Genomic DNA, 20,026 nt, shown 5'->3' with positions numbered 1-20,026 from the left:
TCGCGGTGCTCGCCAGGCAGATCGGGCGCGTCCGCCGACTAGCCTTCGCACCACCCGCTTGCGCGTCCGTCGCTGGGTACATCGGAACCATCACTTCTTCTGCTTGACCGGGCGCTGCCAGTTCTCGATGGTGGTCTGGCGCGCGCGCGAGATGGTCAGCTGGCCGGCCGGCGCGTCCTTGGTCAACGTGGTGCCCGCGCCCAGCGTGGCACCCTTGCCCACGCGCACGGGCGCCACCAGCTGGGTGTCGGAACCGATGAAGGCGTCGTCCTCGATGACGGTGCGGAACTTGTTGGCGCCGTCGTAGTTGCAGGTGATGGTGCCGGCGCCAATGTTGACGCGTTCGCCCACGTCGGCATCGCCCACATAGGCCAGGTGATTGGCCTTGCTGTCGGCGGCCAGCACGCTGTTCTTCACTTCGACGAAGTTGCCCACGTGCACGCGGTCGGCCAGCCTGGCGCCGGGGCGCAGGCGCGCATAGGGACCGATGCGCGCATCCGCGCCCACGGTGGCCTCGACCAGGTGGCTGTAGGCCTCGATCTGGGTGCCGGCCTGCACCGTGACGTCGCGCAGCACGCAGTAGGGGCCGACGCGCACGCCGTCGGCCAGTTCGACACGGCCCTCGAACACGCAGCCCACGTCGATGAAAACGTCGCGGCCGCAGCGCAGCGTACCGCGCACGTCGAAGCGCTCGGGATCGGCCAGCGTGACGCCGGCTTCCAGGTGGCGGCGGGCCTGCTCGCGCTGCCAGCTGCGCTCCAGCGCGGCCTGCTGCACGCGGCTGTTCACGCCCAGCGTTTCCCAGGACGCGTCGGGCTGCGCCGCGCCGACGGCCACGCCATCGGCCACGGCCAGGCCGACCACGTCGGTCAGGTAGTACTCGCCCTGCGCGTTCTTGTTGTCGATGCGGGCGAGCCAGTCTTTCAGGCGCGCGGTAGGCGCGACCAGGATGCCGGTGTTGACCTCGCGGATGGCGCGCTGGGTCTCGTTGGCGTCCTTGTGTTCGACGATGCTGGCGACGTTGCCCTGGGCATCGCGCACGATGCGGCCATAGCCGGTGGCGTCTTCCAGCACTTCGGTCAGCACCGCCGCGCCCTGGCCACGCGCCTGCAGCAGGCGCTTGAGCGTATCGGGCTGCACCAGCGGCACGTCGCCGTACAGCACCAGCGTGACGTCGTCGGCGCCGTCGCCTTCCAGCAGTTGCGGCACGGCCTGCTGCACCGCGTGGCCGGTGCCGTGCTGCGGCTGCTGCAGCGCGAAAGCCAGGCCGTCCTGGCCTTCGAAGGCGCCGCGCACGCGGTCGGCGCCATGACCGACGACGACGATGATGCGCGCGGGATCGAGCTGGCGCGCGCTGTCCAGCACGTGGGCCAGCATGGGCTTGCCGGCCAGCGTGTGCAGGACCTTGGGCAGGTCGGACTGCATGCGTTTGCCGAGTCCGGCGGCGAGGATGACTACGTTGAGCATGGGATGGAATTCGCTAAAAAAAGAAAGCGCACGGCCGCCTTGTGAGCGGCCGCGCGGGAGGATACAGGATCAGGTCTTGTCGGCCGCGGGCTTGGCGGCGGTCTTGCGCGCAGCGGCCTTGCTGGCCGGCGTCTTGCGTGCCGCCGGCTTCTTGGCGGCGGCCGCGGACTTGGCGGGATTGGCGGATTTGGTCGCCTGGGCCGCGGACGGTCGGGCCGCGAACGGCTCGGCGGCGCGAGGCGCGCCCGCCGGCGCGGTGGAGGATCCCGCTTGCGGACGCGATGCCGCGCCCTTCGCCGGCGCGGCGTCCTCGTTGGGCGCCATGCCGGACATGCTGGCGGCGGTGGCCTGGGCGATGTTGTTGAACTGCTGCTGCAGCAGGCTCCACCACGCCTGCGAGGCCGAGCGTGCCGCATTGTCCAGCGCTTCGGGGCTGGGAGCCCCGGCCGACGCGGTGCCGGACGAAGCCCCTGCGGCCGACGCCGCGCCGGCCGATGCCGCGCCCGCCGATGTCGCACCAGACGACGCCGGACCGGACGAGCCCGACGAAGATCCGCCAGGCACAGCCGCGCCCGGCGAACCGGCGCCGAACGGCGCCGTGCCGGCCCCGCCCACCTTTTCGTCCTTGGGCGCGGGCTTCAGGCCCAGCACGATCTCGAGCGGCGAGGGCTGGCCCGGCGCTGGCGCGGCGCCGGTGTCCATGGACGCGGCGCTGTCGATGAAGGACCTCAGCGTGGCGATGGTGGCACGCTGTACCTCCATGCCCTGGATGGTACTGTTCAGCATCGACAGGTTCATGCGCAGCCAGCCTTCGACGGCGCGCAGGTCAGCGATGCGCCGCTCGAGCTCTTCGACATTCATCGGAGGCGTCATGGGCAGCGACTGCGCCAGGCCGCCCGGGCCCGTCAGGCCTGCCCAGGCCTGCTTCATCATCTCCATGCTGGCCAGCAGCGGATTGCCCGACAGGTTGGAACTCTGCCCCATGCCGGGCAGGATGAACGGATTGCTGTTCGAATCGGTCATTCGGTCTCCTGGAGGCGCGGCGTCAAAGCGGCAACACTTGGTTGTTCTCGACGCGCACAGGGGCGCCAGACGCATACGGGAAGGGTTGGGCGCTGCGGAACGAGCGCGCGCTGCCGTCGTTCATGCGAACGGTAAGCTCGTAGTGTGTCACCGTCTGTTGCGACCTGATATTACGCTCGATTTCATGGCCTGCCAAAGCGCCCCCCACGGCCCCGATTACCGTCGCGGCATCGCGCCCGCGACCGCCGCCGATCTGGTTTCCGACCACGCCGCCCACCACGCCGCCAGCCACCGTCCCGACGATGTTGTTGCTGTTGTTGCGCACGGGCACCTGCACGGTGCGCACGGCCTCGACGGTGCCGCAGGTCGCGCAGGCGGCGGCCTGCTGCGCGGGCGCGGCAGCCGGCTGCTTGCCCTGCGCCGGGTGCTGGGCGGACTGCGGCTGGCCCTGCGCGGCCTGCTGCGGGCCTTGCGCCGCGCCGGGCTGGGGCGGCTGGCCGGGTTCCTGCGCGGCGGCCTGCTGGGCGGGCGCGCGGTCGGCCGATGAGCCGGGCAGCCAGCCGGCAAGGGCGGCGACGGCCACGGCGCACAGCACGATGACCGACACCGCCGCGGTGGCGATCAGGGGATGCAGGCCGCGGCGCGGCTCGGATTGACGGGGGCTCGAAGGCGAGACGTTCATGACGGGTCTCCCAAATACACACGGGGAAACGGTATAGCACCCGGGCGCCATTTCGGCGTGTTGCGATAGTGACCCTTTGCAAGACTGGCCCGCCGCCGGCCTCTTCTGGGACAATGGTCCGCATGGATCAACCCATCGCCCTGCCGGATCTGGAAGACGCCATCAACTACTGGCGCACGCACTCGCCCTCGCAGGGCGAAGAAGCGCGCCTGTGCCCCGAAGCCGCGGCGCTGGCCAAGCCCTATGCGCTGATGATCATCTCGCACCGCCGCGACATCGCCGCGGACGACCTGAGCCCCGAGGCGCGCGAGGCCTACCGGCAATGGCGATCCGCCAGAGCCGGCTGAAGATCTAGAACGGGGGTACGCCGCAATGCCTTGCGGCGCGGACGGGAACAGGCGGTGTCGCGCCAAAGGCGCGGGCCGCCCTGGGCGAACCTACAGCAGCGCCTTGATGTCGTGCACCAGCGCGTCGGCGCCCACGTTGTTGTTGGCCAGCACGCGCGCCTCGCCCTTGCCATCCATCAAGTAGAAGGCCGCGGTGTGGTCCATGGTGTAGTCGCCATCCTTGCGCGGCACCTTGGCGTAATAGGCCTTGAACGAAGCGGCCGCCTTGCGGATCTGCTCGGCGTCGCCCGTCAGCGACAGGAAACGCGGATCGAACGAGGTGACGTACTGCTTCAGCACGTCGGGCGTGTCGCGCTCGGGGTCGACGGTGACCAGCAGCACCTGCACGCGATCGGCGTCGGCGCCCAGCTTCTTCATGACCTCGGACAGCTCGACCAACGAGGTCGGGCACACGTCGGGACACTGCGTGAAGCCGAAGAACACCACCTGCACCTTGCCCGCGAAGTCCTTCAGCGTGCGCGGCTTGCCGTTGTGGTCGGTCAGCGCCAGGTCCTTGCCCAGGTGCGTGCCCGTGATGTCGCTGCCCTTGAACGTCGGCGTGCTCTCGCCGCAGGCCGCCAGGACCAGGGCCATCGCGCCGGCGGCGCAAACTTGCAACAGGCGACGACGGGCGACGGACGCGAACATGGGACGGGAATCTCCGGAAGATTGGGAGGCCTGTGGCTTACCAGGCCAGCAGGCCGATCCAGTGGTCCAGCAGCAGCGCCGCGAACAGCAGCGACAGGTACAGGATGGAAAAGCGGAACATGCTGCGCGCCAGCTCGTCGCTGTAGTCGCGATACAGGCGCCACGCATAGGACACGAACATGCCGCCAAGCACCAGCGCGCTGGCCAGGTACATCAGGCCGCTCATGCGGATGGCGTAGGGGATGATGGTGCAGGCCACCAGCGCCACGCTGTACAGCAGGATCTGCAGCTGCGTGAAGGCGCGGCCATGGGTGACGGGCAGCATGGGCAGGCCGGACTTGGCGTAGTCGTTGCTGCGGTACAGCGCCAGCGCCCAGAAATGCGGCGGCGTCCAGATGAAGATGATCAGGACCAGCGCCCAGGCCTCTGCCGGCACGGCATTGGCGACCGCCGCCCAGCCCAGCGCCGGCGGCATGGCGCCCGACAGGCCGCCGATGACGATGTTCTGCGGGGTGCGCGGCTTGAGAATGACGGTGTAGATGATGGCGTAGCCGACGAAGGTGGCGAAGGTCAGCCACATCGTCAGGGGATTGACCAGGTGATAGAGCACCAGCATGCCGGCGCCGCCCAGCAGGCCCGACAGGCCCAGCACCTGCGTGGACGAGATGGTGCCCTGCGCGGTGGCGCGGCGCGCCGTGCGCGTCATGCGCGCATCGACCTCCTGCTCGATGAGACAGTTGATGGCGAAGGCGGCGGCGGCCAGCAGCCAGATGCCCAGCGTGGCGAACACCACGCGGTCCATCGGCGGCACGCCTGGCGTGGCCAGGAACATGCCGATGACCGCACAGAAGACGGCCAGCTGCGTGACCCTCGGCTTGGTCAGCACGAGGTATTGGCGCAGCAGTCCGGAAGAAGAGGCGACGGCAGTACTCATAGCCTGACTATTTTACCCGCCGATGTCGCCCCCGGGTGCGACTTAGGGTCGCAGGCTGGCCATTCTCCCTCTCAGGCGGGCTGTACCGGCCGCTCTCCGGCCGACGCCAACCGTACCAAAATGACCACACTGGCCAGGGTCAGGCCCGCCGCACCGCCGTTATGTAACACCGCGATCAGAAGCGGCCACTGGAAAAAGATGGTGGTCAGGCCCGTCAGCAACTGCGCCAGCAGCAGGCCGAGCAGCAGCGTGGCCGGCTTGCGCAGGCCCGGCTCGGCGCGCAGCCGGAATCCCAGCACGCCCAGGTAGGCGAACACCACGAAGGCGAAGTTGCGGTGCACCCAGTGGATGGCCGTCAGCGCGGACTGCGAGATCATCTCGCCGGAAGGCAGCTCGCCCAGCCCGCGGATGATGGAGAAGCCGCCATGGAAATCCATCTCGGGCACCCATGCGCCGTGGCAGGTGGGAAAGTCCATGCAGGCCAGCGCGGCGTAGTTGGTGCTGACCCAGCCGCCCAGCGTCACCTGGATCAGCAACAGCAGCAGCCCCGCGCGCATCCAGGGGCGCCAGCGCGCGGCGGCCGCCGCCAGGGCCTGGTGCGGCTGCTCTCGCGCCGCCAGCCAGGTCATCAGCGACAGCAGCAACAGGCCCAGCACCAGGTGCGAGGTGACCACCGCCGGCATCAGCTTGTGGGTGACGGTCCACGCGCCGAACGCGCCCTGCACGCACACGGCCACCAGCGTGACCGAGGCCAAGAGCGGCGAGCGGCCCAGCCGGGCGCGGTGGCGCCAGGCCATGTAGACAATGGCGATGATGAGCATGCCCAGCGCGGCGCCCACGTAGCGGTGGATCATCTCGATCCAGGCCTTGGACAGCGTGACCGGCCCGAACGGCATGGCCTGCGACGCCTGGTCGATGTGGTGCATGGCGCCCAGCGGCGTGACGCTGGCGTAGCAGCCAGGCCAGTCGGGACAGCCCAGTCCGGAGTCGGTCAGGCGTACGAAGGCGCCGAACATGATCAGGTCCAGCGTCAGGAACCAGGTAAGAAAAACGAGCTTGCGATAGCGCAGTTTGATGCGATCGTGTTCCATCTTCAGCCGATGCGCGAGTTGTAGAGAAGTTTGCTCAGATCCTTGCGGACCTGCACGCCGTCGGCCTCGGCCGGGAATTGCATCATCAGGTTGCCCAGCGGATCCATCAGCCACACCGGCGCGTGCAACGATGCCGCGTCGGCGCCGCCCTGGGCCTGCAGGAAGGTGCGCAGTTGCTCGGGCCGGGCCCGCACCATCACCGTGCCCTTGTAGGCCTCGAGCACCTTGTCGGGCACGGGCGCGTCGTCGGTGATGAACCAGACACGCGCGACGCGGTCGACGTTCTTGCCCTGGCTGGCGTGGCTGTTGCGGGCCACGAACAGCTTGCGCGCGCAGGATTCAGGGCAGGCGGCCTGGTCGGCGCTCATCAGCACCCACTTGCCGCGCAGGCTGCGCAGATCGAAGGGCTGGCCGTCCAGCGTGGTCAGCGCCAGCGCGTCGGGACCCGGGGCCGGACGCTGCGGCTGGACCAGCGTGCCGTAGTTGCTGGAATCCTCGGGCCACCACTGCGGGTTGTAGTAGACGACGAAGGCCGCGACGATGGGCGCCAGCGCGCACAGGAACACCAGCACCAGCGGCGTCAGGGAGCGCTTGGGCTGCGGACGGGACGGGACGGAAGGCGTGGTCATGGTCGAAGGTAGGAAACGTTAGGAGCCCGCGCGCCGCCCACGCCGCCAGGCGCGCACGGCCACGGCCAGCCAGGCGATCGCCGCGATGCCCGCGAACGAAAACCACTGCATGGCATAGCCCAGGTTCTGGTTGTAGTCGACGGAAGGCTGGGGCCACTGGCGCACCAGCCCGTCTTCGCCGCGGGTCTGCATCAGCACGGCCGGCAGCAGGCTCAGGCCCGTGGCTTGCGCGTAATCGGCCAGGTCCAGGTTCTGCACCGTGGGAACGCCGCCCGCGGCCGGCAGGGCCGCCGGCAAGGCGGCACGCGGCTGGCCGAAGGACCACAGCTCGAACAGGCGAGGCACGCGCGAGGACAGTTCGCCGGCCACGTCCTGGTCGCCCGAGGGCGGCGCGGGCAGGGCGGGCGGCGTGCCGTCCAGCGAACGCGGCAGCCAACCCCGCAGCACCAATACCGCCTGCCGCCGCGCGGGCTCCAGCAGCAGCGGCGTGGCCAGCCAATAGCCCGGACGGCCGCCCTGGTTGCGGTTCTCCAGCAGCACGCTGAGGTCGGGCAGCCACTGTCCATGCCCCTGCGCGGGACGCCAGGCGCGCAGTTCGCCGGCCGGCGTGTCCGCCGCCAGCGCCACCGGCGCCTGCGCGCGGCCCGCCTCGATGGCGGCCAGCGTGGCGCGGCGCTCGTCGGCGCGATGCAGTTGCCATCGGCCCAGCGAGGCGAGGATCGCGACGGCCGCCGCCAGCAGCAGCAAGGCCGCCACGGTCAGCCGGAAGGAATGCGGTCGCGCCATGTCTGCAATAATTTCCGTTCCACGCAGGAGGAGACCCAAAAATGCGAATTATCGTCGTGGTGGCCTTCATCGGCATCCTGGCCAGCCTCGGCTCGGCCCTGGTGTACCTGATGAAGGACAAGGGGGGCACCAACAGGACGGTCAATGCCTTGACCGTGCGCATCGGGCTGTCGGTGGCCCTGTTCCTGTTCGTGCTGTTCGCCCATCACATGGGCTGGATCGAAAGCACCGGGATCAGATGATCCGCCGGGGCCGAAGTTCCAGGCCCGCGCCAGGCATCCCCAACAAGGCAATGCCCCCGGATGGGGGCATTGTCGCATGGGGTCCTGGCGACCCGCCGATGCGCGGCCATGGGGCCGCGCCGGTCACATCCAGTAGACGAACAGGTACAGTCCCAGCCACACCACGTCGACGAAGTGCCAGTACCATGCGGCGCCCTCGAAGCCGAAATGATGGTTGGCCGTGAAGTGGCCGCGCAGCAGGCGGAAGAAGATCACCGTCAGCATCGTGGCGCCCATGATGACGTGGAACCCGTGGAACCCCGTCAGCATGTAGAACAGCGAGCCGTACGCGCCCGAATTGAAGCGCAGGTTCAGCTCGGTATAGGCGTGGTGGTATTCGGCCGCCTGGCAGGCCACGAAGATGAAGCCCAGGATGACGGTGGCGGCCAGCCAGAACATCGTCTTGCGGCGATGGTCCTCGCGCAGCGCATGGTGGGCGATGGTCAGCGTGACGCCGGACGACAGCAGCAGCGCCGTGTTGATGGTGGGCAGCCAGAACGGGCCGACGGTCTGGAAGTGCTCGACGACGCCGGCCGGGCCGAAGTTGGGCCACACGGCCTGGAAGTCGGGCCACAGCAGCAGGCGGTGGTCGAGGTCGCCCAGCCACGGCGTGGTGACGGTGCGCGTGTACCAGAGCGCGCCGAAGAAGCCGGCGAAGAACATCACCTCGGAAAAGATGAACCAGCTCATGGCCCAGCGGTACGACAGGTCGATCCGCTTGCTGTTCATGCCGGTTTCGGACTCGTGGATGGCGTCGCCGAACCACTGGAACATCACGAAGATCAGCCCGATCAGGCCGACCAGCACCGACCACTTGCCCCAACTGATGCTGTTGACCCACGTCGCCGCGCCCACGCCCATGAACAGCAGCGCGACCGCCATGCGCACCGGGTGCCTGGAATCGGCCGGCACGTAGTAGTACGGCGCCTCATTGCCCTGAACCGAGTGGCTTGCACTCATGGTCTTCTCCCTGGTACTTGCGAATTCTGATTTGTCGGACGATTTTTTCGGTACAACGAATTCAGGAACTTGCCACGACCCAGCGCACGATCGACACCAGCCCGATCACGAACAGCGCCGCCGCCAGTACGCCCGCGATGATGACGTGCACCGGATTCAGGCGCGCGGCATCGTCCTGGTAGCCCGCGCCGCGCCGCACGCCGAGGAAGGCCCACAGCACGGCCCGCATCGTCTGCAGGAAGCTGGCCTTGCGGGGTTGCGTCGGCGGCGTCGGTTGCGGGTCGACCATGGCTAGCCCATCTTGCCGGTCAGCAGCACGGCCCCGCGGAAGACCGTCCAGGCGAACACCGCCACGACGAACACCAGCAGGATCAGGCCGACCTTGCGATTGCGGCGGGTTTGCTCAGGCGTGGCCATGTCGATATTCCTGGGGCATGGCGTCACTTGACCTCGGGCGGCGTCTCGAAGGTGTGGAAGGGCGCCGGCGACGGCACGGTCCATTCCAGTCCTTCGGCGCCTTCCCAGGGCTTGGCCGGGGCGGGCTCGCCTTTGCCGGCGAAGCTGCGGACGGCCACGTACAGCAGGATCAGCTGCGACAGCCCGAACCAGAATGCGCCGATGGTGGCGATCTGGTGGAAGGTCGTGAACTGGGCGGCGTAGTCGGCATAGCGGCGCGGCATGCCGGCCAGGCCCAGGAAGTGCATGGGGAAAAACGTGAGGTTGAACGACAGCATCGACGACCAGAAGTGGATCTTGCCGAGCCTCTCGCTGTACATCACGCCCGTCCACTTGGGCAGCCAGTAGTAGGCGCCGGCGAACAGCGCGAACAGCGAGCCCGCCACCAGCACGTAATGGAAGTGCGCGACCACGTAGTACGTGTCGTGGACCTGGATGTCGATGGGCGCCACCGACAGGATCAGGCCCGTGAAGCCGCCCATGGTGAACACGAAGATGAAGCCGATCGCGAACAGCATGGGGGTTTCGAAGGTCATGGAGCCGCGCCACATGGTGGCCACCCAGTTGAAGATCTTCACGCCCGTGGGAATGGAGATCAGCATGGTGGCGTACATGAAGTACAGCTGCGCGGTCACCGGCATGCCGGTGGTGAACATGTGGTGCGCCCACACGATGAAGGACAGCACGGCGATGGCGGCCGTGGCGTACACCATCGAGGCATAGCCGAACAGCTTCTTGCGGGCGAAGGCGGGAACGATGGCCGACACGATGCCGAACGCCGGCAGGATCATGATGTAGACCTCGGGGTGCCCGAAGAACCAGAACACGTGCTGGTAGAGCACCGGGTCGCCGCCCGCGGCCGCATTGAAGAAACCGGTGCCGAAGTGGCGGTCGGTCAGCACCATGGTGACGGCGGCGGCCAGCACGGGCATCACGGCGATCAGCAGGAAGGCGGTGATCAGCCAGGTCCAGCAGAACAGCGGCATCTTCATCAGCGTCATGCCGGGCGCGCGCATGTTCAGGATGGTGACGATGATGTTGATGGCGCCCATGATGGACGAGGCGCCCATGATGTGGACCGCGAAGATGGCCAGGTCCATGCCGGGACCCATCTGCGCCGACAGCGGGGCATACAGCGTCCAGCCCGCGGCGGTGGCGCCGCCCGGCACGAAGAACGACCCCGTCAGCATCAGGCCCGCCACCGGCAGCAGCCAGAAACTGAAGTTGTTCATGCGCGCGAAGGCCATGTCGGACGCGCCGATCTGCAGCGGGATCATCCAGTTGGCGAAGCCCACGAAGGCCGGCATGATCGCGCCGAACACCATAATCAGGCCGTGCATGGTGGTGAACTGGTTGAACAGCTCGGGGCGGAAGAACTGCAGGCCGGGCTCGAACAGCTCGGTGCGCAGCAACAGCGCCAGCGTGCCGCCTTCCAGCAGCATGACGAACGAGAAGATGAGATACATCGTCCCGATGTCCTTGTGGTTGGTCGCGAACAGCCAGCGACGCCACCCGGTCGGGAGGTGATGGTGGTGATCATCGTGACCGTGGCCGTGATGGCCGGGCGACACGTGGTCTGCGGTGACGCTGCTCATGGTGGACTCCTTCCTGCTGATCGCCGGGCTCGGTCCAGAAGCCCGGCGGAGTGTCTCTGTCTCGGGAAACTATGTTTTTTGCCAGGAAAGCGCGGTGCTCAGCGCCCCGCCGTGACGTCCTTGGGCTGAACCACGGGGTCCTCGCCCTTGCCCGCGTTGCTCCAGGCATGGCGGGTATAGGTGATCACGGAGGCGATCTCGACGTCGTTCAGCTGCGGGCCGAAGGCCGGCATGGGGGTGCCGGGGCGGCCCTTGAGCACGGTCTCGATCTGCTTGGCCTTGGGCCCCATGACGGTGGGGTCGCCATCGAGCGCCGGGAACGAGTTCGGCACGCCCTTGCCGTTGGCCTGGTGACAGGCCACGCAGTTGGCGGCGTAGACCTTCTCGCCGCGGGCCTGCAGTTCGGCCTGCGTCCATTCCTTGTTGGGATCGTCGGCGTTGGCGGCCAGCTTCTTCTTCTGCTCGGCGACCCAGCCATCGTAGTCGGCCTGGGACTTGACCTCAACCACGATGGGCATGAAGGCGTGGTCCTTGCCACAGAGCTCGGCGCACTGCCCGCGGTAGATGCCGGGCTTTTCGGCGCGGAACCAGGTGTCGCGCAGGAAGCCGGGGATGGCATCCTGCTTGACGCCGAAGTCCGGCACCATCCACGAGTGGATGACGTCGGCCGCGGTCAGCACGATGCGCACCTTCTTGTCGACCGGCACCACCAGGTGGTTGTCGACTTCCATCAGGTAGAACTGCCCCTTGGGCTCGCGGCCTTCGATCTGCGCGCGCGGCGTGGACAGGTTGGAGAGGAACTTGACGCCCGCGGCCTCGCCGTCGAGGTACTCGTAGCCCCATTTCCACTGGTAGCCGGTGACCTTGACGGTCAGGTCGGCGCTGGAAGTGTCCTTCATGGCGACCACCGCGCGCGTGGCCGGCAAGGCCATGGCGATGACGATGATGAACGGAATGACCGTCCAGGCCACTTCGACGCCGAGATGCTCGTGGAAGGTGGCAGGCTGGTGGCCGCGTGACTTGCGGTGCGCCCAAATCGAATAAAACATCACGCCGAACACACCGACGAAGATCACGATACAGATCGTGAGCATCATCCAGTGCAGCCACATCACGTCGCGCGTCATTTGCGTGACGCCTTCGTGCAGGTTCAGCTGATTGACCTTCGGACCTCCAGGCATGTCCTGCACCTGCGCGCTAGCGACAGTGCAAAGAAGCATGGCACAGGCGCCCAGGAACCTCCCTCTCCACTTCTTCATGCTTACCTCGTGATACGGCGCGCAGTTGTCCGGTATCTCCTGTTCAGCCGTTGGGCGGCTGCCGGCACTGTTGTTCGCGCACTGTTATTAGACGTCGGGTACTCGCCGGGGTTAAGACTACCCCATCGACTCCGCGCGAGTTCACAAGAAAACCGCGAAATTATAGCGGACCCGTCCCTCCGTGGGCCGTCGCGGCCGTTTGCGCCGTCTCGGCGATAACCCCATGTCGGTCCGCTGCACTAAAATCCGCGCCATGCTGAACACCGCTATCCCGGACCCGACGGAGCAAGCCTCGCGCCTGGCCCAGTTGTACGATCGACTGGGCGCGCGCGCCCATGAACTGCCTCCGCAACTGGCGCGCCCGCTCTATGTCGCGGGCCACTGTTGCGGCTGGGCGACGCACGCGGCATGCGATGCCCTGCGCGGCACCGGCCTGGCCGTGATCGAGGCCGACGCGCTGCGGCTGGCGCCTGGCCTGGCTCCCGGCCCCGGGCTGGACGCCGCGCTGGCCCAGGTGGCGCAGGCCTTGCGCGACGCCAACTGCCTGCGCGGCTGGCGCGACGAGCTGCTGGACGTGATGGCGGGCGACGTGCATCTGGGCGTGATCGAGCGCGCCGCCATGCGGCCGCTGGGCCTGCCGACGCGCGCCGTGCACCTGAACGCCTGGACGCCCGACGGCCGCATGTGGGTGGCGCGCCGCTCGCTCAGCAAGTCCACCGACCCCGGCATGTGGGACAGCCTGGTGGGGGGCCTGGCCGGCGCGGGCGAGGACCTGGAACTGGCGCTGGAACGCGAATGCGGCGAGGAAGCCGGCCTGGACCCGCGGCACCTGCGGGCGCGCGAGCCGCTGCGGACCATCCTGCGCATGCACCGCCGCCTGCCCGAGGGCTATCAGGTCGAGGACCTGCTGGTCAGCACCTGTGTGCTGGCCGAAGGCGTGCAGCCGGCCAATCGCGACGGCGAGGTGATGGAGATCGCCGCGCTGCCGGTGGAAAAGGTTCTGCAAGGCATCGAAGCCGGCGAGTTCACGCTGGAAGCCGCGCTGGTCATCGTCGAGGACGTCATCCAGCAGCGCGCGCAGGGCCGCCTCCGCTAGATTGGGCGCAACGTGCCCAGCCGCGGCGGTCAATGCGAATGCCTCGGGTCGCCGCGCGTTTCCACCACGCGCAGGTACAGCGTGGCCGGCTCCAGGCAGGCGCCGGTCGACAGCTGTCCCACCATGCTGCGGTAGATCTCCTGCCACGGCGTCTGCGATTCGGGCACGACGGTGCGCATCGTGGCGCTGCGCCGCTTCAGCTCCTCCTCGTCCACCCGCAGCGTGACGCTGCGCGCGTTCAGGTCCACGCGCAGGACGTCGTCCGTGCGCAGCAGCGACAGACCACCGCCCACCGCGGCCTCCGGCGACATGTTCAGGATGGACGGGCTGGCCGAGGTGCCGCTCTGGCGGCCATCGCCCAGGCAGGGCAGCGACTCGACGCCGCGCTTGATCAGCGCCGCGGGCGGGGCCATGTTGACCACTTCCGCGCTGCCCGGATAGCCCACCGGACCGCAGCCGCGGATCACCAGGATGCAATGCTCGTCGATCCCCAACGCCGGATCGTCGATGCGCGCGTGGTAGTCCTCCGGCCCTTCGAACACGATGGCACGCGCCTCGAAGGCATTCTCGTCGCCGGGCTTGGACAGGTACGCGTGGCGGAATGCCTCGCTGACCACCGACATCTTCATCACGGCGCTGTCGAAGAAATTGCCGGACAGCACGATGTAACCGGCATGCGGCATCAGCGGCTCGCCGTAGGTCCGGATGACCTCGCGGTCGTGCGTGGCGGACGCCCTGGCGATCTCGCCGATGCGCTTGCCCGATACGGTCATGCAGTCGTCGTGCAGGCGGCCGGCCGCCTGCAGCTCGTGCAGCACGGCGGGCACGCCCCCCGCGCGATGGAAGCCCTCGCCCAGGTACTCGCCGGCGGGCACGCAGTTGACCAGCAGCGGCACGTCCTCGCCCAGGCGTTGCCAGTCTTCCGTGGTCAGCGCCACGCCCATGTGGCGCGCGATGGCCACGAGGTGCCACGGGCAGTTGCTGGAGGCGCCCAGCGCGGAGGCCGCTGCGATGGCGTTCTCGAAGGCTTCGCGCGTCAGGATGTGCGAAGGCCGCAGGTCTTCGTGGACCATGTCGCAGATGCGCTTGCCGGTGGCATACGCCATCTGGCCGCGCTCGCGGTAGGGCGCGGGGATGCTGGCACAGGTGGGCAGCGACATGCCCAGCGCCTCGGCCAGGCAGTTCATCGACAGGGCGGTGCCCATGGTGTTGCAGTGGCCCACCGACGGCGACGAGGCGGTGGCCAGGTCCATGAAGCCCTCGTAGTCCAGCTTGCCCGCCGCCATCAGGTTGCGGGCCTGCCAGATGACCGTGCCCGAGCCGACGCGCTGGCCTTCATGCCAGCCGTCCAGCATCGGACCGCCCGAAAGCACGATGGCGGGGATGTCGACCGTGGCCGCGGCCATCAGGCAGGCCGGCGTGGTCTTGTCGCAGCCGGTGGTCAGCACCACGCCGTCCAGCGGATAGCCGTGCAGGATCTCCACCAGGCCCAGGTAGGCCAGGTTGCGGTCCAGCGCGGCGGTGGGCCGCCGCCCCTGTTCCGCCAGCGGATGCACCGGGAACTCCATGGGGATGCCGCCCGCGTCGCGGATACCGTCCTTGACGCGCTTGGCCAGCTCGATGTGGTGGCGGTTGCATGGCGCCAGATCGCTGCCCGTCTGGGCGATGCCGATGATGGGGCGGCCGGATTGCAGTTCGCCGCGCGTCAGGCCGTAGTTGAGATAACGCTCGACGTAGATGGCGGTCATGTCGGCGTGCGTGGGGTCGTTGAACCACTTCTGGCTGCGCAGCCGGCGGCTTGGATCGGACATTGAAAAACCTCTCGTTGATGAAAACGAAAAGGCGTCGGCAACATGCCCGCCGCGTCCTGTTGTTCTGGGCCGGCGCCTTCATCGAGTGTACACACTGCTCTCGATACAACGTTGTTATCGATAACAACCAGAGGTTTTGTAACGGCGGCTGCGGAAATGCAAAAACGCAGGATATGCTGACGTCATAATGACTTTATAAATTCGCGGAAAACCGCAGCGTTCAGTACATGCCCCCCAGGAAGCCCCGCAGTACCCGCAATGGCCGCGTGACGATGCAGGATGTGGCCGATCGAGCCGGCGTGAGCGCCATCACCGTCTCGCGTGCACTGCGCACCCCCCACAAGGTTGCCCCCCTGCTGCGCGAACGCATCCTGCTGCTGTGCCGCGAGATGGGCTATGTGCTGAACCATGCCGCCAGCGCGCTGGCGTCGGCGCGTTCGCATGCGATCGTGGTGCTGATCCCGTCGCTGGCGAACGTGGTCTTCATCGACATCATCGCCGGCATCAAGGAAGAGCTCGAGGCGCACGGCTATCACATGCTGCTGGGGGTCACCGGCTACGGCGCCGACGCCGAGGAAACCATGCTGCGCACGTATCTGCAGCATGCGCCCGACGGCGCGATCCTGACGGGCACCGATCATGCCGACGGCGTGTGGAGGCTGCTGCGCACGCACCGCGTGCCGGCCGTGCACACCATCGAGAACCTGCCGGCCAGCCATGCCGGCATGAGCGTGGGCTTCTCGCAGTTCGACGCCGGCCTCGCGGCCGGCCGCCACCTGGTGGAGCGCGGCTACCGCCGCATCGGCATCCTGGGCGCGCATCCCGATCCTCGTTCGCTGCGGCGCCGCGAGGGCTGCCGCACCGCCCTGCAGGAAGCGGGCCTGCACGATCCAGCCTTGGAGATCAGCAGCGCCGACGACACTTCCATCGGCTTGGGCGCGCAGCTGCTGTCGCAACTGCGCCAGGCGCATCCCGACTGCGACGCCCTGTTCGTATGCAACGACGACCTGGCGCAGGGCGCGCTGTTCCAATGCGCGCGGCTGGGCATAGCCGTGCCGCGCGAGATGGGCCTGGTGGGTTTCCACGACCTGTCCGGCAGCGCGTGGACCACGCCGCCGCTGTCCACCATCGCCACCCCGCGGCGGCGCATGGGCGCGACGGCCGCGCGCATGCTGGTGCAGCACCTGGCCGGAGAACCGTTGCCGCAACGGCACGTGGACGTGGGATTTGAACTGATGCGGCGCGAGACGTCCTGAGCGCGCGCGCCGCTGCGATCCACCGGTCCGGCCGGCGCGATCGCTTCGGCATCAGGGCAGTTGCTGCGCCTGCTGCTGGAACTGCTTCCACACCTCGATGGCGCGCATGCGCTGCTTGGCCACCGTCTGGATGCGTTCGCGCAGTGCTTCGTCGCGCGCCAGCAGCGCATGGAAATCGCGCGACGACAGCATCAGCAGCTTGCTGTAGCCCAGCGAGGTCACGTCGGGATTGACCTGGTTCTCGCCCAGCAGCGCCAGTTCGCCGAAGAACTCGCCGCTGCCCAGCTCGATGGTGGTGCCGTCGGGCAGGTGCACCGCCACGGCGCCCGAGGCCACGATGCACATTTCCTCGCCATGCCGGCCCGCGCCCAGCACGGGCTGGTCGGGCAGGGCCAGGCGCGGCCGCAGCAGCCGGCAGATGGCGCGCAGCGAGTCGGGGCTGAGCCCTTCGAACAGCGGCACGCGCTTGATCAGGTCGGCCGCCCCCATCTCCATGTCCAGGCCGGAATGATGGTCGATGTGTTCCCAGCGGTCCTTCAGCTGGCTCATCAGGTCGGCATAGACCTCGCCGCTGATCAGGAACTGGTCGAGCATGCTGCGATAGCGCATGCGCTCGAGCTCGCGCGCGACGCGGCCCAGGTAGCTTTCCTGCAGCCACAGCGCGTACGAGGGGTACTGCAGGTTGAGCGCCTGCAGCGCATTTTCGATCAGGTCCAGGCGGCGCTGGTGCGCGCCCACGATGCGCTGCGCGGCATCCTCGCCCAGCAGCGGCCCGATCTGTTCGCGCGCGAACTGCATCAGCCGCTGCGCCACCGAGCGCTTGGTCATCAGGTTGGCGAAGCGATGCGCCAGCTCGCGCGCCAGCCACGACTTGAAGCCGAAGGTGTAGTGCAGCCGCAGCGCCATGCGGAAGCCGGGCGAATACCGCACGTCGGCCTCGATGGCCGACTCGAAGCCCGGCAGGCCGCCCACCCGGATGGCGTCTTCCAGGCGCTCGGCGCGCGCCAGCAGGGCCTCGGCCATGCGCCAGTCGACGATCTGCGCCTTCAGGATGTCGAAGAACATTTCCTCTTCGCGGCGCGCCACGATGCCCAGGCCCACCGCCACGCGCTGTTCCAGGCTCATCAGGTTGACCTGGCTGTCGTGCACGCTGGCCAGGCTGGCATCGAACACCGCGTGGATGCGGTCGCTGGCCTCGGGGCTGATGTGGTCGGTCTTGGCGATCTCGTCGGCCTTCTCCTGCAGGTCTTCGAGGGCGATCGACAGCGCCTGGTTGCGGATGGTGCGCTCGACCGGCGACAGCTGGTTCAGGCCCAGCATGCGGATCAGCGGCCGCAGGCTGATGCCGTTGATGAACAGCGTCATCAGCACGAAGCCCGTGGTGGCCACGGCGACGAACTGGCGCGCCTCTTCGGGCACGGCTTCCTGTTCGGTGACCGCCAGCGCCAGCGCCAGCGACACGGCGCCGCGCAGGCCGCCCCACAACATCACCGTCTTGTACGGATTGCTGACCTTGGTGCCCAGGCGCGTGAGCCCCAGCATCGGCAGCAGGCCGAAGACCACGATGGCGCGCGCCACCAGCGTGGCCACGAACACCAGCGCCACCAGCAGCAGTTCCTGCCAATCGGCCGCTTCCATCAGGCGCGGGATCAGCATGGACGCGAACAGGAAGATCAGCGAGTTGGCCCAGAAGCCGAACTGTTCCCAGGCGCTGGCCAGGTGTTCGAAGGTGGCCGGCGACATGCGCGTGCGGCCCGTGGAGCCCACCACCAGGCCCGCGATGACGGTGGCCACCACGCCCGACACGCCCAGGTAGTGCTCGGAGATGAAGAACGACAGATAGGCCAGCGTGAGCGTGAGCGTGATCTCGGCCGTGGGAAAGCCGCGCAGCCACACGAACAGGTAGCAGGCGCCGCGGCCCATCAGGTAGCCGGCGACGCCGCCGCCGATGAACGTGCGCAGGAAGTCGCCCACCACGTCGCCCACGCCCACCTTGCCCGTGCCGCTGGCCAGCGCGGCCAGCAGCACCGAGTACAACGCGATCGAGGCCGCGTCGTTGAACAGGCTCTCGCCTTCGACCAGCGTGGTCAGGCGCTTGGGCGCGCCCACTTCGCGGAAGATGCCGACCACCGCCACCGGATCGGTGGTGGCCACGATGGCGCCCAGCAGCAGGCACACGATCAGGCCGTACCCGGACACCGCACTGAGCGTGAAGCCCACCACGATGGTGCACACCACCACCGCCACGATGGCCATCATCAGGATGGGGCCGATGTCGTCCATCAGGCGCCGCACGTTCATGGCCAGCGAGGTCTCGAACAGCAGCACCGGCAGGAACACCATCAGGAAGGTCTCGGACGAGATCTCGAAGCGCTCGATGCTGTCCAGCATGTCGCCCAGCACGGGCGGCGCCCAGCCATGCAGGTGGACGACGATGCCCAGCAGGCAACCGACGATGGCCAGCAACACCGAATAGGGCAACTTGAGGCGGCCCGCCAGCGGCGGCATGAAGCACACCAGCGTCAGCAGACCTGCCAGACCGAAGACGATGAGACCGACATCCATGTGTGAATTCTTTTCCGGGTAGAGCGCGTGCAAGGCACAAGGATAGCGGGTTTTTGTCCACCCACCGCCCGCTCGGGGCGAATTGCAGGGGCATTCGGGCGGCGACCTTTGGTTACCGCTGCGCACAGAGCAAGACCCCTTCCGCGCGCTTTCTGGATACTGTGCTGAGATCGCATTCATTCCCGCTGGAGAGGCCATGTCCGCCGCCCACGCCACCCCGATCGACGAACAACCCGCGCTGCTGATCCACCTGACCGACACGCACCTGATGGACGAGCCGCACGCGGAAATGCTGGGCGTGGACACCGAGGCCAGCCTGAAGGCCGTGCTGCGGCAGGCGATGCGCGAGATGCCCAATGCGCAGCTGGTGCTGGCCACCGGCGACGCGGCGCAAGATGGCAGCCCCGCGGCCTACCGGCGCCTGCGCGGCCTGCTGGGCCAGTTGGGCACGACCGTGCGCTGCCTGCCCGGCAATCACGACAACCCCGCCGCGATGCATGCCGTGCTGCCCGACTGGACCACCCCCATCACCGACGTCGGCGCATGGCGCGTGGTGCTGCTGGACTCCACGGTGCGCGGCTCGGACGCGGGCCACCTGGACGACAGCCAGCTGGATCTGCTGGACCAGGCCGCGGCCACGGCGGGCGACCGCCACATCCTGGTGGCCATGCATCACAACCCGGTGCAGCTCGACAGCGAGTGGCACGACACGATGATGATCGACAACCCGATGGCGCTGTTCCAGCGCCTGGCCGACCTGCCCCAGGCGCGCGTGCTGCTGTGGGGCCACGTGCACCGGCAGTTCGACCGCCGCCGCCACAACCTGCGCCTGCTGGCCTCGCCGTCGACGTGCTTCCAGTTCGCCGTGCACAACGGTCGCCACACGCTGGACGGCGCCGCGCCGGGCTATCGCTGGCTGAAGCTGTACCGCGACGGCTCGCTGGCCACCGGCGTGAAGCGCCTGCATCCCGCCACGTGGCACGCATTGTGCACGGCCGCGCAGCCGCGCGCGGCGTAGAACACGCACCGTCCACGAACGACAAGGCCCGCATCGTGCGGGCCTTTTGACGTGCATTGTTCGTTTGGCGCGAGCATAAAAAA

At 68.1% G+C, this 20,026-nt stretch carries 20 protein-coding genes; 5 read left to right on the top strand and 15 right to left on the bottom strand.

Annotated elements, in window-relative coordinates; translation table 11 throughout:
• Window positions 1-90: 90 nt before the first annotated feature.
• The 3 genes from glmU to FS845_RS00290 all read right to left on the bottom strand — a co-directional run bounded on the left by glmU (window position 91) and on the right by FS845_RS00290 (window position 3,172).
• On the bottom strand, window positions 91-1,467 hold the full coding sequence (gene glmU, locus FS845_RS00300) for a bifunctional UDP-N-acetylglucosamine diphosphorylase/glucosamine-1-phosphate N-acetyltransferase GlmU (protein ID WP_144629777.1): 1,377 nt from the start codon (window positions 1,465-1,467) through the stop codon (window positions 91-93).
• Window positions 1,468-1,536: 69 nt separating this feature from the next.
• The gene (locus FS845_RS00295) at window positions 1,537-2,490 is read right to left on the bottom strand and encodes a PhaM family polyhydroxyalkanoate granule multifunctional regulatory protein (protein WP_144629776.1); all 954 of its coding nucleotides are present in this window, start codon (window positions 2,488-2,490) and stop codon (window positions 1,537-1,539) included.
• A 22-nt stretch (window positions 2,491-2,512) separates the two neighbouring features.
• Window positions 2,513-3,172, bottom strand: a complete 660-nt coding sequence (locus FS845_RS00290) for a glycine zipper 2TM domain-containing protein (RefSeq protein ID WP_144629774.1) — start codon at window positions 3,170-3,172, stop codon at window positions 2,513-2,515.
• Window positions 3,173-3,294: 122 nt separating this feature from the next.
• On the opposite strand from FS845_RS00290, the gene FS845_RS00285 reads away from it, so the two are divergent.
• Window positions 3,295-3,519 (top strand): DUF3717 domain-containing protein, encoded by a 225-nt coding sequence (locus tag FS845_RS00285; RefSeq protein ID WP_144629772.1) that lies wholly within the window; start codon window positions 3,295-3,297, stop codon window positions 3,517-3,519.
• 90 nt (window positions 3,520-3,609) lie between these two features.
• Here the strand turns inward: FS845_RS00285 and FS845_RS00280 are convergent, their stop codons facing one another.
• The 5 genes from FS845_RS00280 to FS845_RS00260 form a co-directional block, all read right to left on the bottom strand.
• Complete coding sequence (locus FS845_RS00280; RefSeq protein ID WP_144629770.1) at window positions 3,610-4,206, bottom strand: SCO family protein; 597 nt, start codon at window positions 4,204-4,206, stop codon at window positions 3,610-3,612.
• A gap of 37 nt (window positions 4,207-4,243) precedes the next feature.
• Window positions 4,244-5,140, bottom strand: coding sequence for a heme o synthase (cyoE, locus tag FS845_RS00275; protein WP_144629768.1), 897 nt, complete (start codon window positions 5,138-5,140; stop codon window positions 4,244-4,246).
• Window positions 5,141-5,211: 71 nt separating this feature from the next.
• Window positions 5,212-6,231 (bottom strand): COX15/CtaA family protein, encoded by a 1,020-nt coding sequence (locus tag FS845_RS00270; protein ID WP_144629766.1) that lies wholly within the window; start codon window positions 6,229-6,231, stop codon window positions 5,212-5,214.
• 2 nt (window positions 6,232-6,233) lie between these two features.
• Window positions 6,234-6,860, bottom strand: a complete 627-nt coding sequence (locus tag FS845_RS00265) for an SCO family protein (protein WP_144629764.1) — start codon at window positions 6,858-6,860, stop codon at window positions 6,234-6,236.
• A gap of 18 nt (window positions 6,861-6,878) precedes the next feature.
• Window positions 6,879-7,646, bottom strand: coding sequence for an SURF1 family protein (locus tag FS845_RS00260; protein ID WP_144629762.1), 768 nt, complete (start codon window positions 7,644-7,646; stop codon window positions 6,879-6,881).
• A 41-nt stretch (window positions 7,647-7,687) separates the two neighbouring features.
• On the opposite strand from FS845_RS00260, the gene FS845_RS00255 reads away from it, so the two are divergent.
• The gene (locus FS845_RS00255) at window positions 7,688-7,888 is read left to right on the top strand and encodes a twin transmembrane helix small protein (protein ID WP_144629760.1); all 201 of its coding nucleotides are present in this window, start codon (window positions 7,688-7,690) and stop codon (window positions 7,886-7,888) included.
• A 123-nt stretch (window positions 7,889-8,011) separates the two neighbouring features.
• On the opposite strand, the gene FS845_RS00250 is transcribed toward FS845_RS00255, so the two are convergent.
• The 5 genes from FS845_RS00250 to coxB form a co-directional block, all read right to left on the bottom strand.
• Complete coding sequence (locus tag FS845_RS00250) at window positions 8,012-8,887, bottom strand: cytochrome c oxidase subunit 3 (RefSeq protein ID WP_144629758.1); 876 nt, start codon at window positions 8,885-8,887, stop codon at window positions 8,012-8,014.
• Window positions 8,888-8,948: 61 nt separating this feature from the next.
• Window positions 8,949-9,176, bottom strand: a complete 228-nt coding sequence (locus tag FS845_RS00245; RefSeq protein WP_144629756.1) for a DUF2970 domain-containing protein — start codon at window positions 9,174-9,176, stop codon at window positions 8,949-8,951.
• Between the two features lie 2 nt (window positions 9,177-9,178).
• Window positions 9,179-9,304 carry a cytochrome oxidase small assembly protein gene (locus FS845_RS26680; RefSeq protein ID WP_222129942.1) on the bottom strand — a complete coding sequence of 42 codons (126 nt, stop codon included), beginning with the start codon at window positions 9,302-9,304 and terminating at the stop codon, window positions 9,179-9,181.
• Window positions 9,305-9,327: 23 nt separating this feature from the next.
• Window positions 9,328-10,938 carry a cytochrome c oxidase subunit I gene (gene ctaD, locus FS845_RS00240; RefSeq protein WP_144629754.1) on the bottom strand — a complete coding sequence of 537 codons (1,611 nt, stop codon included), beginning with the start codon at window positions 10,936-10,938 and terminating at the stop codon, window positions 9,328-9,330.
• Between the two features lie 98 nt (window positions 10,939-11,036).
• Window positions 11,037-12,197: a cytochrome c oxidase subunit II gene (gene coxB, locus FS845_RS00235; RefSeq protein ID WP_144629752.1), complete on the bottom strand. Its 1,161-nt coding sequence runs from the start codon at window positions 12,195-12,197 to the stop codon at window positions 11,037-11,039.
• A 268-nt stretch (window positions 12,198-12,465) separates the two neighbouring features.
• Here coxB and FS845_RS00230 point away from each other — a divergent pair, with 268 nt between their 5' ends.
• Window positions 12,466-13,293: an NUDIX hydrolase gene (locus tag FS845_RS00230; protein WP_144631166.1), complete on the top strand. Its 828-nt coding sequence runs from the start codon at window positions 12,466-12,468 to the stop codon at window positions 13,291-13,293.
• Between the two features lie 29 nt (window positions 13,294-13,322).
• Here FS845_RS00230 and FS845_RS00225 read toward each other — a convergent pair whose 3' ends face one another.
• Window positions 13,323-15,104, bottom strand: coding sequence for an IlvD/Edd family dehydratase (locus FS845_RS00225; protein ID WP_144629750.1), 1,782 nt, complete (start codon window positions 15,102-15,104; stop codon window positions 13,323-13,325).
• 227 nt (window positions 15,105-15,331) lie between these two features.
• On the opposite strand from FS845_RS00225, the gene FS845_RS00220 reads away from it, so the two are divergent.
• Entirely contained in the window at window positions 15,332-16,360 is a 1,029-nt protein-coding gene (locus tag FS845_RS00220) for a LacI family DNA-binding transcriptional regulator (RefSeq protein ID WP_144629748.1), read from the top strand.
• 51 nt (window positions 16,361-16,411) lie between these two features.
• On the opposite strand, the gene FS845_RS00215 is transcribed toward FS845_RS00220, so the two are convergent.
• Window positions 16,412-18,925 (bottom strand): cation:proton antiporter, encoded by a 2,514-nt coding sequence (locus FS845_RS00215; protein WP_144629746.1) that lies wholly within the window; start codon window positions 18,923-18,925, stop codon window positions 16,412-16,414.
• 196 nt (window positions 18,926-19,121) lie between these two features.
• Between FS845_RS00215 and FS845_RS00210 the strand changes: the two genes are divergently transcribed.
• Window positions 19,122-19,943 (top strand): metallophosphoesterase, encoded by an 822-nt coding sequence (locus FS845_RS00210; RefSeq protein ID WP_144629744.1) that lies wholly within the window; start codon window positions 19,122-19,124, stop codon window positions 19,941-19,943.
• Window positions 19,944-20,026: the final 83 nt, after the last annotated feature.

The sequence above is a fragment of the Bordetella genomosp. 13 genome (genome assembly GCF_007679965.1).
Taxonomy (GTDB): Bacteria; Pseudomonadota; Gammaproteobacteria; order Burkholderiales; family Burkholderiaceae_B; genus Bordetella.
The sequence above is the reverse complement of the archived record's forward strand: the minus strand, read 5'-3'. Positions and strand labels throughout refer to the sequence as shown.

Coding starts and splice junctions, on each gene's coding strand:
- FS845_RS00280 (WP_144629770.1), bottom strand. CDS start 4,206: ATGTTCGCGTCCGTCGCCCGTCGTCGCCTGTTGCAAGTTTGCGCCGCC.
- ctaD (WP_144629754.1), bottom strand. CDS start 10,938: ATGAGCAGCGTCACCGCAGACCACGTGTCGCCCGGCCATCACGGCCAC.
- FS845_RS00270 (WP_144629766.1), bottom strand. CDS start 6,231: ATGGAACACGATCGCATCAAACTGCGCTATCGCAAGCTCGTTTTTCTT.
- coxB (WP_144629752.1), bottom strand. CDS start 12,197: ATGAAGAAGTGGAGAGGGAGGTTCCTGGGCGCCTGTGCCATGCTTCTT.
- FS845_RS00265 (WP_144629764.1), bottom strand. CDS start 6,860: ATGACCACGCCTTCCGTCCCGTCCCGTCCGCAGCCCAAGCGCTCCCTG.
- FS845_RS00225 (WP_144629750.1), bottom strand. CDS start 15,104: ATGTCCGATCCAAGCCGCCGGCTGCGCAGCCAGAAGTGGTTCAACGAC.
- FS845_RS00210 (WP_144629744.1), top strand. CDS start 19,122: ATGTCCGCCGCCCACGCCACCCCGATCGACGAACAACCCGCGCTGCTG.
- cyoE (WP_144629768.1), bottom strand. CDS start 5,140: ATGAGTACTGCCGTCGCCTCTTCTTCCGGACTGCTGCGCCAATACCTC.
- FS845_RS00220 (WP_144629748.1), top strand. CDS start 15,332: ATGCCCCCCAGGAAGCCCCGCAGTACCCGCAATGGCCGCGTGACGATG.
- FS845_RS00245 (WP_144629756.1), bottom strand. CDS start 9,176: ATGGTCGACCCGCAACCGACGCCGCCGACGCAACCCCGCAAGGCCAGC.
- FS845_RS26680 (WP_222129942.1), bottom strand. CDS start 9,304: ATGGCCACGCCTGAGCAAACCCGCCGCAATCGCAAGGTCGGCCTGATC.
- FS845_RS00255 (WP_144629760.1), top strand. CDS start 7,688: ATGCGAATTATCGTCGTGGTGGCCTTCATCGGCATCCTGGCCAGCCTC.
- FS845_RS00285 (WP_144629772.1), top strand. CDS start 3,295: ATGGATCAACCCATCGCCCTGCCGGATCTGGAAGACGCCATCAACTAC.
- FS845_RS00295 (WP_144629776.1), bottom strand. CDS start 2,490: ATGACCGATTCGAACAGCAATCCGTTCATCCTGCCCGGCATGGGGCAG.
- FS845_RS00260 (WP_144629762.1), bottom strand. CDS start 7,646: ATGGCGCGACCGCATTCCTTCCGGCTGACCGTGGCGGCCTTGCTGCTG.
- FS845_RS00215 (WP_144629746.1), bottom strand. CDS start 18,925: ATGGATGTCGGTCTCATCGTCTTCGGTCTGGCAGGTCTGCTGACGCTG.
- FS845_RS00290 (WP_144629774.1), bottom strand. CDS start 3,172: ATGAACGTCTCGCCTTCGAGCCCCCGTCAATCCGAGCCGCGCCGCGGC.
- FS845_RS00250 (WP_144629758.1), bottom strand. CDS start 8,887: ATGAGTGCAAGCCACTCGGTTCAGGGCAATGAGGCGCCGTACTACTAC.
- glmU (WP_144629777.1), bottom strand. CDS start 1,467: ATGCTCAACGTAGTCATCCTCGCCGCCGGACTCGGCAAACGCATGCAG.